15 protein-coding genes and 1 other RNA gene are annotated in these 17180 nt (G+C 72.1%); 9 read left to right on the top strand and 7 right to left on the bottom strand.

Annotation, left to right across the window (positions count from 1 at the left end; genetic code table 11):
- Positions 1-82: 82 nt before the first annotated feature.
- Together lpdA and sucB are read left to right on the top strand one after the other, a co-directional pair.
- Positions 83-1456, top strand: a complete 1374-nt coding sequence (lpdA, locus tag JSQ78_RS01800) for a dihydrolipoyl dehydrogenase (protein WP_211448948.1) — start codon at positions 83-85, stop codon at positions 1454-1456.
- Between the two features lie 24 nt (positions 1457-1480).
- On the top strand, positions 1481-3373 hold the full coding sequence (gene sucB / locus JSQ78_RS01795) for a 2-oxoglutarate dehydrogenase, E2 component, dihydrolipoamide succinyltransferase (RefSeq protein WP_211448946.1): 1893 nt from the start codon (positions 1481-1483) through the stop codon (positions 3371-3373).
- Here the strand turns inward: sucB and JSQ78_RS01790 are convergent.
- Positions 3370-4647: a protein kinase family protein gene (locus JSQ78_RS01790; RefSeq protein ID WP_211448944.1), complete on the bottom strand. Its 1278-nt coding sequence runs from the start codon at positions 4645-4647 to the stop codon at positions 3370-3372. The two genes, sucB and JSQ78_RS01790, sit on opposite strands and share 4 nt — an antisense overlap.
- Before the next feature lie 93 nt (positions 4648-4740).
- Between JSQ78_RS01790 and JSQ78_RS01785 the strand changes: the two genes are divergently transcribed.
- Together JSQ78_RS01785 and glnA are read left to right on the top strand one after the other, a co-directional pair.
- A complete protein-coding gene (locus JSQ78_RS01785; protein ID WP_211448942.1) occupies positions 4741-5430 on the top strand; it encodes a DUF4191 domain-containing protein in 690 nt (229 codons plus the stop codon).
- A 100-nt stretch (positions 5431-5530) separates the two neighbouring features.
- Complete coding sequence (glnA, locus tag JSQ78_RS01780; RefSeq protein ID WP_211448940.1) at positions 5531-6955, top strand: type I glutamate--ammonia ligase; 1425 nt, start codon at positions 5531-5533, stop codon at positions 6953-6955.
- A 134-nt stretch (positions 6956-7089) separates the two neighbouring features.
- Here glnA and JSQ78_RS01775 read toward each other — a convergent pair whose 3' ends face one another.
- The 3 genes from JSQ78_RS01775 to JSQ78_RS01765 are packed head-to-tail and all read right to left on the bottom strand — an operon-like array spanning position 7090 to position 11608.
- Positions 7090-7293, bottom strand: a complete 204-nt coding sequence (locus JSQ78_RS01775) for a zinc-ribbon domain-containing protein (protein ID WP_211448938.1) — start codon at positions 7291-7293, stop codon at positions 7090-7092.
- Between the two features lie 37 nt (positions 7294-7330).
- Complete coding sequence (locus JSQ78_RS01770) at positions 7331-10273, bottom strand: bifunctional [glutamine synthetase] adenylyltransferase/[glutamine synthetase]-adenylyl-L-tyrosine phosphorylase (RefSeq protein WP_211448936.1); 2943 nt, start codon at positions 10271-10273, stop codon at positions 7331-7333.
- A 3-nt stretch (positions 10274-10276) separates the two neighbouring features.
- The gene (locus tag JSQ78_RS01765; RefSeq protein WP_211448934.1) at positions 10277-11608 is read right to left on the bottom strand and encodes a glutamine synthetase family protein; all 1332 of its coding nucleotides are present in this window, start codon (positions 11606-11608) and stop codon (positions 10277-10279) included.
- Positions 11609-11673: 65 nt separating this feature from the next.
- On the opposite strand from JSQ78_RS01765, the gene panB reads away from it, so the two are divergent.
- Both panB and JSQ78_RS01755 read left to right on the top strand, forming a co-directional pair.
- On the top strand, positions 11674-12534 hold the full coding sequence (gene panB / locus JSQ78_RS01760; protein WP_211448932.1) for a 3-methyl-2-oxobutanoate hydroxymethyltransferase: 861 nt from the start codon (positions 11674-11676) through the stop codon (positions 12532-12534).
- Positions 12535-12553: 19 nt separating this feature from the next.
- Complete coding sequence (locus JSQ78_RS01755) at positions 12554-13063, top strand: DUF1697 domain-containing protein (RefSeq protein ID WP_211448931.1); 510 nt, start codon at positions 12554-12556, stop codon at positions 13061-13063.
- A 15-nt stretch (positions 13064-13078) separates the two neighbouring features.
- On the opposite strand, the gene JSQ78_RS01750 is transcribed toward JSQ78_RS01755, so the two are convergent.
- On the bottom strand, positions 13079-13270 hold the full coding sequence (locus tag JSQ78_RS01750; protein ID WP_211448929.1) for an SPOR domain-containing protein: 192 nt from the start codon (positions 13268-13270) through the stop codon (positions 13079-13081).
- A gap of 128 nt (positions 13271-13398) precedes the next feature.
- Here JSQ78_RS01750 and map point away from each other — a divergent pair, with 128 nt between their 5' ends.
- From map to JSQ78_RS01735, 3 genes are all read left to right on the top strand, one after another.
- Positions 13399-14268, top strand: a complete 870-nt coding sequence (map, locus tag JSQ78_RS01745) for a type I methionyl aminopeptidase (RefSeq protein WP_211448927.1) — start codon at positions 13399-13401, stop codon at positions 14266-14268.
- A 26-nt stretch (positions 14269-14294) separates the two neighbouring features.
- The gene (gene ppgK, locus JSQ78_RS01740) at positions 14295-15050 is read left to right on the top strand and encodes a polyphosphate--glucose phosphotransferase (protein ID WP_249295809.1); all 756 of its coding nucleotides are present in this window, start codon (positions 14295-14297) and stop codon (positions 15048-15050) included.
- A gap of 95 nt (positions 15051-15145) precedes the next feature.
- Positions 15146-15640: a hypothetical protein gene (locus JSQ78_RS01735; RefSeq protein WP_211448924.1), complete on the top strand. Its 495-nt coding sequence runs from the start codon at positions 15146-15148 to the stop codon at positions 15638-15640.
- A gap of 11 nt (positions 15641-15651) precedes the next feature.
- Here the strand turns inward: JSQ78_RS01735 and rnpB are convergent.
- Positions 15652-16009, bottom strand: an RNA gene (rnpB, locus tag JSQ78_RS01730) — RNase P RNA component class A.
- A gap of 48 nt (positions 16010-16057) precedes the next feature.
- Positions 16058-17158, bottom strand: a complete 1101-nt coding sequence (locus tag JSQ78_RS01725; RefSeq protein ID WP_211448922.1) for a GNAT family N-acetyltransferase — start codon at positions 17156-17158, stop codon at positions 16058-16060.
- Between the last annotated feature and the right edge of the window lie 22 nt (positions 17159-17180).

Genomic DNA, 17180 nt, shown 5'->3' with positions numbered 1-17180 from the left:
CGGCTAGGCTGGCTCGGGCAGGAAATGCCGTGCACCGCTGCGCCCACCGGCGCGGCACAAGAGACTCATGAGGAGCAAGTGCGTGTCCGATCAGAGCTTTGACATCGTCGTCCTGGGTGGAGGCAGTGCCGGCTACGCCGTCGCGCTGCGCGCCGTGCAGCTCGGCAAGACCGTCGCGATCGTCGAGAAGGACAAGCTCGGCGGCACGTGCCTCCACCGCGGCTGCATACCCACCAAGGCGATGCTGCACTCGGCCGAGGTGGCCGACGAGGTGCGCGACGCGGGTCACGCCGGCGTCGACGCCGAGCTCAAGGGCATCGACATCGAGCGGGTGACCGCGTTCCGCGAGGGCATCGTCTCGAAGAAGTACAAGGGCCTGCAGGGTCTCATCAAGGCCAAGGGCATCGAGGTCGTCGAGGGCGACGGCAAGCTCGCCTCCCCCACGACCGTGCAGGTCGGCGACCGCACCCTCACGGGCAAGAACATCGTGCTCGCGACCGGCTCGTACGCGAAGACGCTCCCGGGTCTCGAGATCACGGGCAACGTCATCACGAGCGAGCAGGCGCTCCGCCTCGACTGGATCCCGCAGCGCGTGGCGATCCTCGGCGGCGGCGTCATCGGCGTCGAGTTCGCGAGCGTCTGGCGCGCCTTCGGGGCCGAGGTCACGATCATCGAGGGCCTGCCCCACCTCGTCGCGAACGAGGAGGAGTCGGTCTCGAAGCAGTTCGAGCGCGCCTACAAGAAGCGCGGCATCCAGTTCAAGCTCGGTGCGCGCTTCTCGGGCGTCACGCAGGACGACACGGGCGTGCACGTCTCGCTCGAGACGGGCGAGACGATCGACGCCGACCTGCTGCTCGTGGCCGTCGGCCGTGGCCCGAACACCGCCGATGTCGGCTACGAGGAGGTCGGCGTGCAGCTCGACCGCGGCTTCGTGACCGTCGACGACCGGCTGCAGACCTCGGTCCCCGGCGTCTACGCCGTCGGCGACATCGTCCCGGGCCTGCAGCTCGCGCACCGCGGCTACCAGCAGGGCATCTTCGTCGCCGAGGAGATCGCCGGGCTCGAGCCGCGCATGGTGCAGGACATCAACATCCCCAAGGTCACCTACTCCGACCCCGAGGTCGCGTCGATCGGCTACTCCGAGGCGAAGGCCAAGGAGCAGTTCGGCGAGGACAGGATCGAGTCGTACGAGTACTCGCTCGGCGGCAACGCGAAGAGCGAGATCGTCGGCACGACGGGCTCGGTCAAGGCGGTGCGCGTCAAGGACGGACCCGTCGTCGGCGTCCACATGATCGGGCGCCGCGTGAGCGAGCTCATCGGCGAGGCCCAGCTCATCGTGAACTGGGAGGCCTACCCGGAGGACGTCTCGCAGCTCGTGCACGCCCACCCGACGCAGGACGAGGCGCTCGGCGAGACCATGATGAAGCTCGCGGGCACCCCACTCCACGCCATCTGATCGACAGCCACAGGAGATCCGAGAATGACTGACATCAAGCTCCCCGAGCTCGGCGAGAGCGTCACCGAGGGCACGATCACGCGCTGGCTGAAGGCCGTCGGCGACGAGATCGCCGTCGACGAGCCGCTCGTCGAGATCTCGACCGACAAGGTCGACACCGAGGTGCCGTCGCCGATCGCCGGCACGCTCACCGAGATCCTGGCCGACGAGGACGACACCGTCGAGGTCGGCGCAGTCATCGCGCGCGTCGGCGACGCGGGCGACGCACCCGCCGAGCAGGCGCCGGAGACCGACGCCGAGACGGCGACCGAGGGCACCGACCCCGAGCCCGAGCAGGAGGCCGACGACGAGTCGGCCGCCGAGGCGCAGGAGTCGCCTTCGAAGCAGGCCGACGAGCAGCAGGAGTCGGCGCCCGCGCCGCAGGCCGACGAGCAGCAGTCGAGCGGCGGCACCGACATCAAGCTCCCGGAGCTCGGCGAGAGCGTCACCGAAGGCACGATCATCCGCTGGCTCAAGGCGGTCGGCGACGAGATCGAGGTCGACGAGCCGATCGTCGAGATCTCGACCGACAAGGTCGACACCGAGGTCCCCTCCCCCGTGGCCGGCACCATCTCGGAGCTGCTCGTGGCCGAGGACGACACGGTCGAGGTCGGCAGCGTCATCGCGCGCGTCGGCGGCTCGGCGAGCGCGCCGTCCGGCGGCGAGCCGACGACCGACGACGCCGCGACCGACGAGCCCGCGCCGTCGTCGAGCTCCGCCGAGGAGCAGGACGCGACGCCGGCCGAGCAGCCCGAGCCCGCGAAGCCCTCGACCGAACAGCCCGAACCCGCGAAGGCACCCGAGGCCGAGGACCAGCAGGCGGCACCCGCTGCCGAGGCGCCGAAGCAGGAGGCCCCGAAGGCCGAGGCGCCGAAGCAGCCGGCACCGCCCGCGCCGTCGAAGCCCGCGCAGTCGGATTCCGCGGCGCAGGCACCCGCCGCTCCGTCGGCGTCGGCGTCGCCCGCGCAGCCCGCGTCGACCGGCGTCTACGTGACACCGATCGTCCGCAAGCTCGCGAACGAGCGCGGCGTCGACCTCGGCTCGATCTCGGGCACGGGCGTCGGCGGCCGCATCCGCAAGGAGGACGTGCTCGCGGCAGCCGAGGCGAAGCCCGCCGAGGCCCCGCAGGCAGCGCCCGCGGCCGAGGCCGCACCGGCTCCCGTCGAGGTCTCGCCGCTGCGCGGCACGACCGCGAAGATGTCGCGCCTGCGCAAGGTCGTCGCGAAGCGCGCCGTCGAGTCGATGCAGGAGCTCGCCCAGCTCACGACCGTCGTCGAGGTCGACGTGACGAAGGTCGCGCAGCTGCGCGAGGCGAAGAAGGCCTCGTTCCAGCAGGAGACGGGCAACAAGCTCACCTTCCTGCCGTTCTTCACGCAAGCGGCGGTCGAGGCGCTCAAGGCGCACCCGCTCATCAACGCGACGGACGACGGCGAGACGATCACCTATCCCGAGACCGAGAACCTCGCGATGGCGGTCGACACCGAGCGCGGCCTGCTCACGCCGGTCATCCGCGACGCGTCGTCGAAGAGCATCCGCGAGCTGACCGCCGAGATCGCCGATCTCGCGCAGCGGACGCGCGACAACCAGCTCAAGCCCGACGAGCTGGCCGGCGGCACCTTCACGCTCACGAACACCGGCTCGCGCGGCGCGCTCTTCGACACCCCCGTGGTGTTCCAGCCGCAGCGCGCGATCCTCGGCGTCGGCACGGTCGTGAAGCGCCCGGTCGTCGTCTCGGTCGACGGCCAGGACTCGATCGCGATCCGATCGATGGTGTTCCTCGCCCTGTCGTACGACCACCGGATCATCGACGGCGCCGACGCCGCCCGCTACCTCGCGGCGGTCAAGCAGCGCCTCGAGTCGGGTGCGTTCGAGGTCTAGTCAGACCACGCGTCCCGAAGGGTCCAGCCTGCCTCGGTGCTCATGACGAGCACCGAGGCAGGCTCGTCTCCGGACACCACGCGCAGCAGCCACGCGTCGCCGAGCTGCTGCACGACCTCGAGCACCCCGTCGTCGGGCATCCGCCATGGCGCTGGAGCGGTGAGCAGCGGGCTGTCGGGCTCGTGCAGCCCGACGAGGCACGCCGCGTCGTCCGCATCGAGGCACGCCTCGCGCTCGGCGAGCAGCACGGCCGCGCCCGCGAGCGGGTCGGCCGCCACGCCGCCCGGCGGCGGCTGCGCGGTCGGCACCGCCGGGGGCGGCGCGGCAGCCACGTCGCCGAGGGTCGGCGTCGGCGATGGCTCCGCCGCCGCGTCCGCCACCGGCGGACCGCTGCCGCCCAGCAGCACCGCCGCCACGACGAGCGCGACGACGCCCCCGCCGCCGACGGCCCAGTAGCGCGGGCGCACGGCGCGCGCCGAGTCGAGCAACCGTGCTGCGACCGGCGCGCCCCGCGGGAGCCGCTCGAGCAGCAGCGCGACGCGAGCCCACACCGCCTCGAGCCCGCTCGCCCGCTCGCGCGGACGCATCCGCGACGGTGCCGGCTCGCCGCGCGCGACGGGCGGGTCGAGCGCGAGCGGCAGCGCGGGCCACGCGGCGATGAGGGCTGCGCCCGCGGCAGCGAGGTCGCGGCGCTCGACGGCCGCCTCGACCGACTGCGGCAGCGGCTGCCCGCTCGCGTCGGCGAGCAGCAGCGCGAGCTCACGCCAGCCGAGCGCGTCGGCCGCGACGCCGTCGCTCGCCTCCCGCCACGCCTCGGTCGGGCGGTCGGTCTCGAGGTGCGCGCCCTCGGCGGCGAGCAGCGGCGCGCCGTCGGCGTCGACGCGCACGTCGTGCGCCGTCACGCCGCCCGCGACGGCGCCGATCGCGTGGAGGGCGCCGAGCGCCGCCGCGATCGGCGCGAGCGCGGTGACGGCCTCCCCGGGCTCGGGCTCGCCGCGCTCGAGCAGCCAGTCGGCGAGGTCGCGCGGCTCGAGCTGCCGCACCACGACGACGCCGTCGTCGGTCGCGACGTCGACGACGGGCAGCAGGTGCTCGTGCTCGGCGACCAGCAGCGCCTCGGCCTCGCGCGCGAGCGGCGCATCACCGCCCGCGAGGGCACGGTGCACCTCGACGCCGCGCCCAGACGCATCCGCCACCCAGACCTCGCGATCGAACGACCGCCGCACCGCGCGCACGAGCGGGTAGCCGGCGATCGACGCTGCCTCGACATCCACGGCGCGACCATGCCACGGCGGCGGGAGGGAGCGAGCGGAATCCGCACCTCGCTGTGGAGAGCGGAGGCTCCGCGCCCCGGTATCCTGGGGAGCATGGCGCGCGAGACCGAGAAGGAGCCCGGCAGGCTCAAGACGATGTGGTCCATCTTCCAGATGACCCGCAAGAACGACAAGGCGGCGCTGCCGCTGATGCTGCTCGCCTTCTTCGGGCCCATCATCGTCGTCGTCGTGCTCGCGATCGTGATGCGACAGGACGTGCTGTGGTTCGTCCTCTGGGTGATCTCGGGCGTGCTCATCGGCCTGATGCTCATGATGATGACGCTCACGTGGCGCGCCGAGAAGATCGCGTTCTCGCAGATCGAGGGCCGCCCCGGCGCCGTGGGCGCCGTGCTCAAGAGCGGCCTGCGCGGCAACTGGTCGACGAGCGAGATGCCTGTCGCGGTCAACCCGCGCACGCAGGACGCCGTCTACCGCGCGGTCGGCAAGCCCGGCATCGTGCTGATCGCCGAGGGCCCGCGAGAGCGCGTCGCGCGACTCGTGGGCGAGGAGCAGCGCAAGCTCAAGCGCATCGTGCCGAACGTGCCGGTCAACGTGCTCGAGATCGGGCCCGACTCGGCGCTCGAGCTGCGCAAGATGACGAAGTCGATGCGCCGGCTGAAGAAGGTGCTGAGCCGCGCCGAGGTGATGGCGGTCGCGAACCGGCTCACCTCGCTCGGGCAGACGAACCTGCCCATCCCGAAGGGCATCGATCCCCGCCGGGTGCGACCCGGCCGGCCGCGCTGACGTAACACCGCCGAAACATCGGCGTCACGGCCGGGCAACGGCTCCCGCGTAGCGTCGAGGTCAGGCACCAGCTCAACCGAACCGCCAAGTCAGGAGCACCATGTTCAAGGACCCGTCCGAGGCCCTCGCCTTCATCAAGGACGAGGAGGTGAAGTTCCTCGACATCCGGTTCACCGACCTCCCCGGGGTGCAGCAGCACTTCAACATCCCCGCGTCGACGGTGGACGAGGAGTTCTTCTCGGTCGGCCAGCTCTTCGACGGCTCCTCGATCCGCGGCTTCGCGACCATCAACGAGTCCGACATGCAGCTCATCCCCGACGTGTCGACCGCCTACCTCGACCCGTTCCGCGAGCACAAGACGCTCGTGATGATCTTCGACATCTACAACCCGCGCACGGGCGAGATCTACCACCGCGACCCGCGTCAGGTCGCGCACAAGGCCGAGCAGTACCTCGCCTCCACGGGCATCGCCGACACCGCGTTCTTCGCCCCCGAGGCGGAGTTCTACATCTTCGACGACGTGCGCTACTCCGTCACGGCGAACCAGTCGTTCCACTCCGTCGACTCGGAGGAGGGCGCCTGGAACAGCGGTCGCGTCGAGGAGGGCGGCAACCTCGGCTACAAGACGCCCTTCAAGGGCGGCTACTTCCCCGTCTCCCCCGTCGACAAGCAGGCCGACCTGCGCGACGACATCTGCCTCAAGCTCGAGGCGATCGGCCTGCAGGTCGAGCGCAGCCACCACGAGGTCGGCACCGGCGGCCAGGCCGAGATCAACTACCGCTTCAACACGATGGTCAAGGCGGCCGACGAGATCCTCGCCTTCAAGTACATCGTGAAGAACACGGCGCTCGAGTGGGGCAAGACGGCGACGTTCATGCCGAAGCCGCTCTTCGGCGACAACGGCTCGGGCATGCACACGCACCAGTCGCTGTGGCTCGAGGGCAAGCCGCTCTTCTTCGACGAGAACGGCTACGGCAACCTCTCCGACACGGCTCGCTGGTACATCGGCGGCCTGCTCGCGCACGCGCCGGCGGTGCTCGCGTTCACGAACCCGTCGATCAACTCCTACCGCCGCCTCGTGAAGGGCTTCGAGGCGCCGGTCAACCTCGTCTACTCGGCGGGCAACCGCTCGGCCGCGATCCGCATCCCGATCACGGGCTCGAACCCGAAGGCGAAGCGCATCGAGTTCCGCGCGCCCGACGCGGCGTCGAACCCGTACCTCGCGTTCGCGGCGCAGATGATGGCGGGCCTCGACGGCATCCGCAACCGCATCGAGCCGATGGACCCGATCGACAAGGACCTCTACGAGCTGCCGCCCGAGGAGGCCAAGGGCATCCCGCAGGTGCCGGGCACGCTCGAGGAGGCGCTCGTCGCGCTCGAGAACGACCACGAGTTCCTGCTCGAGGGCAACGTCTTCACGAAGGACCTCATCGACACGTGGATCTCGCTCAAGCGCGAGACCGAGATCCTGCCGATGGCGCTCCGCCCGCACCCGTACGAGTTCGAGCTCTACTACGGCGTCTGACGCTCCCTGCGCGAGAGCCGGTCACCTGCGGGTGGCCGGCTCTCGGCGTCGACGGGCGGATCTGGCGCAGAGTGCCGGGACTCTGCGATCTCGCGCACTCGGCACCGCAGAGTGCCGACACTCTGCGGATGCGCTCAGGCGGAGACCGCGTAGCCGCAGATCGGGCAGGCCTCGAACTCGCGCTTGCCCCAGCGGGCGATGGGGATGAAGAAGAGCGTGAAGCGCTTCGACTCGCGGATGCGCTGCCACACCGCCGTGTTGCCGCAGCGGACGCACGTGCGGGTGAGCCCAGGACCGAGCTCCTCCTGCTTGGGGCCGAAGCCGAAGATGAAGAACATCGCGCCAGCGTAGGCCGCTCGCTTGCGAGGAGCCTGGTCAGGCGTCATAGAAGAGGCGGTCGAAGACGCGGCGCGAGCGGCGGGTGACCGCGAGGTACTGCTCCTCGAGCGCGAGCGCCGAGCGCGCGGGCATGCCGATGAGGCGCGCGACGGCCTCGAGCTCGGTGCGCTCGTTCGGCAGCACGTCGATCGAGCGGGCGCGAGCGAGCGCGAGCCCGTTGCGGAGCCGGGTCGCGAGCGTCCACGCCTCGCGCAGGATCTCGGCGTCGCGATCGCTGATGAGGTCGGCGCGGGCGGCGGCGGCGAGGGCCTCGAGCGTCGAGGGCGTGCGCAGGCTCGGCTCGTGTCCCGCGTGCTGCAGCTGCAGCAGCTGCACGAGCCACTCGACATCGCTCAGCGCGCCGTCGCCGAGCTTGAGGTGGCGACGCCGATCGGCGTTCTTCGGCAGCCGCTCCGACTCGACGCGCGCCTTGATGCGCCGCACCTCGCGCGCCGCCGAGGCGGGCAGCTCCGCCGGGTAGCGGCGCTCGTCGATGATCGCCATGAGCTCGGCCGCGAGCTCCGCGTCGCCCGCGAAGGGCCGCGCACGCAGGAGCGCCTGCGCCTCCCACGGCTCCGACCAGCGCTCGTAATAGGCGCGGTAGCTGTCGATCGTGCGGACGATCGGCCCTTGCCGTCCCTCGGGCCGGAGCGCCGCATCGAGCTCGAACGGCAGCGACGGGTCGGCGAGCGTCTCCTGCACCTTGCGGATGACGGTCGTCGCGACCGCGATCGGGTCGCCCTCGCCGGCCGCGACGTGCATGACGTCGATGTCGCTGCCGAAGCCGATCTCGCGACCGCCCGTGCGACCGAGCGTGATGGTCGCGAGCCGCAGCCCCTCGGGCGTGTGGAGCGCGAGCGCGGCGTCGACGAGGGCCCCCGCGATCGCGGTGAGCGCGACGCCGACGGTCGACTCGTCGATGCGCTGCAGCGCGCTCGCCATCGCGACCCGCAAGTGCTCGCGGCGGCGGAGCGCCCGCAGTGCGTTCCGCAGCGCATCCGGGTCGCCGCGGTGGCGACCGAGCACGGCGGCCGCCTCCTCGCGGAGCGACTCCTCCGAGCGCGGCCGCAGCTGCTCGTCGCCGTCGAGCCACGACGCGGCCTCGGGGATGCGCTCCATGAGCGAGCCGATGAGGCGCGACGACGAGAGCAGCTTCGTGAGCCGGCGCGCGGCGACGGGCGAGTCGCGCAGCATGCGCAGGAACCAGGGGCTCTCGCCGAGCGCCTCGCTCAGCCGTCGGAACGCGAGCAGCCCCATGTCGGGGTCGACGCCCTCCGCGAACCAGCCGAGCAGCACCGGCAGCAGCAGCCGCTGGATCTGCGCCCGGCGCGTCACCCCGCCCGTGAGCTCGGCGATGTGGCCGAGGGCGCCGCGCGCGTCGGCGTAGCCGGAGGCCTCGAGCCGCTTCGCGGCGTGCTCTGGCGTGAGCCGCACGTCGTCGTGGCCGAGCGACGCGACGGCGCCGAGCAGCGGCCGGTAGAAGAGCCGCTCGTGGAGCGAGCGCACCGCGCGCCGCACCGCTTGCCAGCGCTCGGTGAGCGCCGCGGCATCCGGCAGACCCGCCGAGCGCGCGAGCCGCCGCAGCTCGTCGGGCTCTACCGGCATGAGGTGCGTGCGACGCATGCGCCAGAACTGGATGCGGTGCTCGAGCACGCGCAGGAACCGGTAGTGATCGCTGAACTCGTCGCGGTCGGCGCGGCCGATGATGCCGAGCTCGGCGAGCGAGTCGAGCGCCTCGAGCGTGCTGCGCTGCCGCACCGATTCGTCGTCGGCGCCGTGCACGAGCTGCAGCAGCTGCACCGTGAACTCGATGTCGCGCAGGCCCCCGGGCCCGAGCTTGAGCTGCCGCGCCACCTCGTCGGCCGGGATGTGCTCGCTCACCCGCTCGCGCATCCGCTGCACCGACTCGACGAAGCCGTCGCGGCTCGACGACTCCCACACCTTCGAGCGCACGGCCGCTTCGTAGGCGGCGCCGAGCTCGGCGTCGCCCGCGACCGCGCGGGCCTTGAGCAGCGCCTGGAACTCCCACGACTTCGCCCACCGGTCGTAGTACGCGACGTGCGAGGCGAGCGTGCGCGTGAGCGCGCCGTCCTTGCCCTCTGGGCGCAGGTTCGCGTCGACCTCCCACAGCGGCGGCGCCTTCTGGAACTGCGCGCACGCAGCCGTCGTCTCGCGCGCGAGCAGCGTCGCGATCTGCGTCGCCCTCGGATCCTCGACCCCCTCGGCCTCGTGCACCCAGATGACGTCGACGTCGCTGAGGTAGTTGAGCTCGCGCGCGCCGGTCTTGCCCATCGCGATCACCGCGAGCCGCACGCGGTCGGCGTCGTCGCCGTACCGCTCGCGCGCGGCGGCGCGGGCGATCGCGAGGCCCGCTTCGAGCGCGGCGGCGGCGAGGTCGGCGAGCGCCGCCGAGACGACGTCGACCGAAGCACCCGGGTCGTCGAGCCCGAGGTCCCACGCGACGAGCTCGGTGAGGTGGCGCCGGTAGCGGCCGCGCATCGCGGCGATCGCCTCGACCCGCGGCTTCCGGGCGACCGGGGCGACCCCGTCGGCTGCGGCGGATGCGTCGACCGACTCGATCAGGCTGTCGACGTAGCGCTCGGCTGGTGCGGGCGCCATCGGCCGGGCAGCGACGTCGAGGTCCTCGGCGTGCCGCTCGAGGTGCTCGGCGATGCCCATCGAGCCGCCGAGCACGCGCAGGAGCGACTCGCGCGAGCCCGCGTCGGCGAGCGCCTCGTCGAGCGAGACGCCGGCGCGCTCGAGCCGCACCGCCGACTCGAGCGCCGTGTCGGGGTCGGCGGCGCGCGCCGCGGCCTCGACGAGGGCCGTCCTGCCCGTGCCCCGCCACGCATCCGGGAGCTCCTCGAGGCACGCCGCGGCACGGCTCGGCTCGCGGAACCCGAGCTGCGCCAGCCGAGCGCGCGGCGACGGGATGCGCATGCGCTAGAGCGAGAGGAGGTTCGACTCGAGCTCGACGCGCGTGACCTGGGCGCGGTAGCGCTGCCAGTCCTCGCGCTTGTTGCGCAGGAAGTACTCGAAGACCTGCTCGCCGAGCGTCTCGGCGACGAGCTCCGACTCCTCCATGTGCTGCAGCGCCCGGTCGAGGCTCGCCGGCAGCGGCGTGAAGCCGAGCGCGCGGCGCTCCTTGTTCGAGAGCGCCCACACGTCGTCGGTCGCCTCCTCGGGCAGCTCGTAGCCCTCCTCGATGCCTTTGAGGCCCGCGGCGAGCAGCACCGAGAAGGCGAGGTAGGGGTTGGCCGCCGAGTCGAGCCCGCGGTACTCGACGCGCGCCGACGTCGCCTTGTTGGGCTTCGAGAGCGGCACGCGCACGAGCGCGGAGCGGTTGTTGTGGCCCCACGAGACGTAGCTCGGCGCCTCGTCACCCGACCACATGCGCTTGTAGGAGTTGACGAACTGGTTCGTCACCGCCGTGAACTCGGGCGCGTGGTGCAGGAGGCCCGCGACGAACTGCCGCCCGACCTTCGAGAGCTGGTACTGGCCGGAGGGGTCGTGGAAGGCGTTCCGCTCTCCCTCGAACAGCGACATGTGGGTGTGCATGCCGCTGCCGGGCTGCCCCTCGAAGGGCTTCGGCATGAAGGTCGCGTAGACGCCCTCCTGGATCGCGACCTCCTTCACGACCGTGCGGAACGTCATGATGTTGTCGGCGGTCGAGAGCGCGTCGGCGTAGCGCAGGTCGATCTCGTTCTGGCCCGGGCCAGCCTCGTGGTGGCTGAACTCGACCGAGATGCCGATGTCCTCGAGCATCCGCACGCTCGCGCGCCGGAAGTCGTGCGCCGTGCCGCCGGGCACGTTGTCGAAGTAGCCGGCGCGGTCGACGGGCTCGGGGTTGTGGACGTCGGCCGACTTGAGCAGGTAGAACTCGCACTCGGGATGCGTGTAGAAGCTGAACCCGAGGTCGGCGGCCTTCGCGAGCGTGCGCTTGAGCACGTGCCGCGGATCGGCGGCCGCGGGCTGCCCGTCGGGGGTGGCGATGTCGCAGAACATGCGCGCGGTCGGGTCGATCTCGCCGCGCCACGGCAGCACCTGGAACGTCGACGGATCGGCGTTCGCGATGACGTCGGCCTCCGAGGAGCGCGAGAGCCCCTCGATCGACGAGCCGTCGATGCCGAGCCCTTCGGTGAAGGCGCCCTCGACCTCGGCAGGCGCGATCGCGACCGACTTGAGCGTGCCGAGCACATCCGTGAACCACAGCCGCACGAACTTGACGCCGCGCTCCTCGATCGTCCGGAGCACGAAGTCCCGCTGCTTGTCCATCCGAGTCCCTCCTGAAGGCCTGCCCTCAGGCTAGTGGGCGCGCGCCTGTCGATAGGCTCGGCCGCATGGCATTCAGCGACAGCGCGCAGGAGCCCGCAGCGCCCTACGGCGGCGGGGCAGCGAGCCCCAAGCGCGTGAGGATCCGGCACTTCCAGCAGGCGAAGCGCGACGGGGTGAAGATCGTCGGCCTCACGAGCTACGACTACCTCTCGGCCGGCATCTTCGACCGCGCGGGCATCGACTTCCTGCTCGTGGGCGACTCGGCGGGCAACACCGTCTTCGGCTACGACACGACGCTGCCGGTGACGGTCGACGAGCTCATCCCCCTCACCCGCGCGGTCGCGCGCGGCGCGAAGCGGGCGCTCGTCGTCGCCGACCTGCCGTTCGGCTCCTACGAGACGAATCCGCGCGAAGCCGTGCACACCGCCATCCGCTTCATGAAGGAGACCGGCGCGCACGCCGTCAAGCTCGAGGGCGGCGAGCGCTCGGCCGAGCAGATCCGCCACATCGTCGAGGCGGGCATCCCGGTGATGGCGCACGTCGGCTTCACGCCGCAGGCCGAGCACGGGCTCGGCGGCCACGTCATCCAGGGCCGCGGCGCGGAAGGCGCCGAGAAGCTGCTGCGCGATGCGAAGGCCGTCGAGGCAGCCGGCGCGTTCGCGGTCGTGCTCGAGATGGTGCCCTCGGAGTCGGCGCGCGCGGTGACCGAGGCGCTCACGATCCCGACGATCTCGGTCGGCGCGGGCCCGCACTGCGACGGCCAGCTGCTCGTCTGGACCGACTGGGCGGGCTTCACGACCGGGCGGATCCCCCGCTTCGTCAAGCAGTACGCGCAGATCGGCCAGGACCTCGAGGATGCCGCGAACGCGTTCCGCGAGGACGTCTCCTCCGGCGCCTACCCGGCGCCGGAGCATGAGTACGAGTAGTCGGGGGGAGCGCGATCCCATGCGCATCGCCCTGCTCCTCCGCGGCGTGAACGTCGGCGGCGTCACCGTGCGATCGGCCGACCTCAAGGCGCTGCTCGAGGACGCGGGGCTCGACGACGTCGTGACGGTGCTCGCGAGCGGCAACGCCGTGGTGACGGCGGCGGATGCGTCGGGCGCGGCTCGGGCGGCGGAGGTCGCGCTCGAGGCGCGGTACGGCAGGCGCATCCGGGTGCTCGGCGTCGCGATCGACGACCTCGAGCGCATCATCGCCGACTACCCGCACGGCGAGGACGACGACCACACGCCCTACGTCGTGTTCGCGCTCGAGCCGGGGATCGCGGCGGAGCTCGCCGCGTTCGAGCCGGGCGAGGGCGAGGCGATCGCCGCGGGCGACGCGGTCGTCCACTGGTCGAACCCGAAGGGCACGACGCTCTCGAGCCCGTTCGGCAAGGCGCTCGAGCGGCAGGCGAAGGATCGCGTCACGACCCGCAACCTGCGCACGCTGCGCCGCATCGTCGCGGTCGCCTGACGCTGCGCGGCCCGGTCAGCGGGAGGAGCCGCCCCAGTCGTCCTCTGCGGCCTCCTCAGCCGCCCACTTCCGCGAGCGCTCCTTGATGATCTCGGGGGCGCGTGCCGCCTCCTCGCGAGTGGCGAAGGGGCCAGCGCGGTCGTAGCCGGGCGAGACCATGCCCTCCTCGACGACGCCGGTCTCCAGGTTGTACCAGTACTCGGTCATGCGCGCCTCCTCGGGATCCGCCGCGGGTCGGTCTGCCTCGGCCGTCTGCCTCGGCCGTCTGCCTCGGCCGTCTGCCTCGGCCGTCTGCCTAGGCCGTCTGCCTAGGCCGTCTGCCTAGGATGGAGCCTATGCCGAAGGACGTGCGAGGTCACCTGATCCCCGGTCGCGTCTCTCCCCTGAGGCCCGTGGACCCATCCATCGCCCGCCCCGAGTACGTCGGCAAGCCGCGCCCCGCGAAGCACGTCGGCGGCGACGTCTACGACGAGGCGACGATCGACCGCATCCGCGCGGCGGGCACGATCGCCGCCGACGCGATCGCCGCCGTCGGCGCGGCGGTGCGACCCGGCGTCACGACCGACGAGCTCGACCGCATCGGCCACGACTTCGTCACGAGCCACGGCGCCTACCCGTCGACGCTCGGCTACCGCGGCTTCTCGAAGTCGGTGTGCTCGAGCGTCAACGAGGTCGTCTGCCACGGCATCCCCGACGACACGGTGCTCGAGGCCGGCGACATCGTCAACATCGACATCACGGCGTTCAAGGACGGCGTGCACGGCGACTCGAACCGCACGTTCATCGTCGGCCAGGCGAGCGACGAGGTGACGCAGCTCGTCGAGCGCACCGAGGAGGCGCTGCGGCGCGCGATCAAGGTCGCGATGCCCGGCCGCCGCGTCAACGTCATCGGCCGCTCGATCGAGCAGTACGCCAAGCGCTTCGGCTACGGCGTCGTGCGCGACTTCACCGGCCACGGCGTGGGCACATCGTTCCACTCGGGGCTCATCATCCCCCACTACGACACCGAGCAGTACGACACCGAGATGGTGCCCGGCATGGTCTTCACGATCGAGCCGATGCTGACGCTCGGCACGCACGAGTGGGATGGCTGGGACGACGGCTGGACGATCGTCACGCGCGACCGATCCATCACGGCGCAGTTCGAGCACACGATCGTCGTGCGCGAGGGCGGTGCCGAGATCCTGACCCTGCCGTCGGCCTGATCCGATCCATGGCAGGATCGGCAAGCGTGACCAGCTCCAGCGATCAGGCAGTCGGCGTCGACATCGGCGGCACGGGTGTGAAGGCGGCGCTCGTCGACGTGCGCACCGGCACCCTGCTGAGCGATCGCGTAAAGGTGCCGACGCCCGCGGGCGGCGAGCCGGACGCGATCCGCGACGCAGTCGTGGGCCTCGTCGAGCTGCTCGAGATCGACGACGAGACGCCCATCGGCGTCACCTTCCCCGCGATCGTGCGGCACGGTCGCACGATGAGCGCCGCGAACGTGTCGAAGTCCTGGATCGGGCTCGAGGCCGAGCAGCTCTTCGAGCGGGCTCTCGGCCGCGACATCCACTTCGTCAACGATGCGGACGCCGCGGGCTTCGCCGAGGACCACTACGGGGCGGCGAAGGATGCGTCGGGTCTCGTCATCCTGACGACGCTCGGCACCGGCATCGGCGGCGCCCTCATCTACAACGGGGTGCTCGTCCCGAACGCCGAGCTGGGCCACCTCGAGCTCGACGGCGTCGGCGCCGAGACGCGTGCCTCGAACAAGGTGCGCGAGCGCGAGGACCTCAGCTGGGAGGAGTGGGCCGAGCGGCTGCAGCGCTACTACAGCCACCTCGAGTTCATCTTCTCCCCCGACCTGTTCGTCGTCGGCGGCGGGGTGTCGAAGTCGTCGGAGAAGTTCTTGCCGCTGCTGCAGCTCACGACACCGATCGTGCCGGCCGCGCTGCGCAACAACGCGGGCATCATCGGCGCCGCCGCGCTCGCGCGCGGGGTGTGAGCGAGCGGCGCGCACGGCCGGGTCGCGATCGTCGCGCCCGGCACCGGAAGCACGCAGACGAGCGCCGAGGCGCGCAGGGGCGGCGGGAGTGGCGGATGTTCCGCCGCACCTCCTGGGGACCGGTGACGGTCGAGCTCGACGGCGCCCGCGTGCGCGCGAGCGTCGGCGAAGCGGTCGTCGAGCTCGACCGCACCGATCGCAGGACCCTCGCCGCGCAGCGCGCCGAGCCCTGGTGCCGACCCGAGGTCGACGGCGTGCCGGTGCTCCTGGGCGGGGAGCGCGTCGCGACGCTCACCGAGGAGCGACCGGGCGGGATCGTGCGCCGGGCGTCGATGCGCGTCACCGGCGACGCCGCGTTGGCCGGCGCAGCGCTCGAGCTGCGCTACCGGGTGCTGCCGTTCGCGCTCACGCTGCGCTCAGGGGAAGGCGTGCTCGTCGCGACGCGCGGCTGGGCGGCGCCGATCGACGTGATCGTGAGCGAGTACTCGCTCGTGCGCGACCACGACCTCGTGCCGCCGCGGGTCGGCCGGGCAGCGAGCGACGCGCACATCGCGCTGTGGCTCGCGGTGCGCTGGAGCCTCGTCGTCTGACGGCGGTGGTGTGAACCGGCCGGCCGATACGCCGGGTTCTGTCGTGGACGGTCATCTCTCTCGGGGATGCATTGCTGCAGCCCTCCAGCGACCTACCCGCGGACGGGACGAGCAGCCCCATGATCCGCTGTCTGGTCTTGCTCCGGGCGAGGTTTGCCTAGCCGCCGCGCTCGCACGCGACGCTGGTGGGCTCTTGCCCCACCGTTTCACTCCTGGCCGATCGGTCGCCCGACCGGTGGACCTGCTCTCTGTTGCACTTTCTCGCGGGTTGCCCCGGGTGGACGTTATCCACCGCCCTGCTCTGCGGAGCCCGGACGTTCCTCGGCACCGCTCCCGAGGGAGCGGCGACGCGACCGCCTAGCCGACCGGTTCACGACCCCAGGGTACCCGCCCGTGCCGGCCTGAGGCATCCGCCCCTCACCGCTCGAGCGCCTTGCGGTAGTAGGCGGTCGCGTGGAGCGGGCGGCCGCCGAAGCGCGTGAACTGCCGCACCGAGCCGGGGTTCATGCGCCCGACGAGCGTCGAGCGCAGCGTCGTGCAGCCGAGCTCGGCGAGGTTGGCGTGCAGCCGCCGCGTCAGGAGCGTGACGATGCCCTTGCCCTGCGCGTGCGGCCTCGCGCCCTGCATGACGAGCACCGCCTCGCGGCGCAGCGCGCCGCGCCGAGCGATGAGCTCCCAGCGCTCGCGCGGACCGAGCCGGCCGCCCGAGCGCTGCAGCACGCGCGAGGGGTCGAGCACCGCGAGCACGAACGCGACGGGCTCCTCCTGCTCGTCGCGGGCGATGAGGAAGAGCCCCTCCTCGTGCAGCCACCACAGCCCGTCGGTCTGCGCGCGCAGCTCCTCGCGCGAGTAGGGCGTGAAGGTCGGCAGCAGCGCGAACGAGTCGTTGAGCAGCGGCAGGAGCGCCCGCAGGCCACGACCGAGCCCGAAGCGCGTCACCTCGTCGATGCGGATGCCGGCTCGGTCGAGCTCGGCCTCGCTCGGTCCGTCGTCGTCGACGACCTCGACGATCCAGGTGTCGGCCTCGTACCAGCGCTCGAACCCCCGGGCCTCGAGCGCGTCGGGGAGCCACGGCGGGTTCCACGCCGAGTCGAGGAAGCCGCGCTCCTCGAAGCCGCCGGTGATGACGCCGCCCGACTGGTTGGGCAGCAGCTGCGCTGGCCCGAAGAGCTCTGTCGCGCCCGCGCTCGCCGCGCGCGCCTCGAAGTCGTCGACCAGGGCGTCGACGACGGATGCGTCGGGGGCGACGAGCGCGCCGAACACGAGCGCGCGGGAGCCGAGCCGGGCGTCGAGGCGGTCGTCGCGGTGCACGACCGCGCGGCCGACGGGCTCGTCGCCGCGGCGCGCGAGCAGCAGCGCGATGGGGTGCGGATGCGGGTGCCAGCCCTTGAACCAGCTGCGCACGGTGCGCTCGGGGAGCGGCACCGCGAGCCCGCCGTGGGTGTCGTGCCCGAGGCGCAGGAAGGCATCCAGGCCCGCCTCGTCGGCGACCTGCTCGACGTGGAGGCCGCTGCCCATGCCTCGCATCGTACGGGCGCGC

This window comes from Agrococcus sp. Marseille-Q4369 (assembly GCF_018308945.1).
Classification (GTDB): domain Bacteria; phylum Actinomycetota; class Actinomycetes; order Actinomycetales; family Microbacteriaceae; genus Agrococcus.
This window is presented reverse-complemented; position numbering and strand designations above follow the sequence as displayed.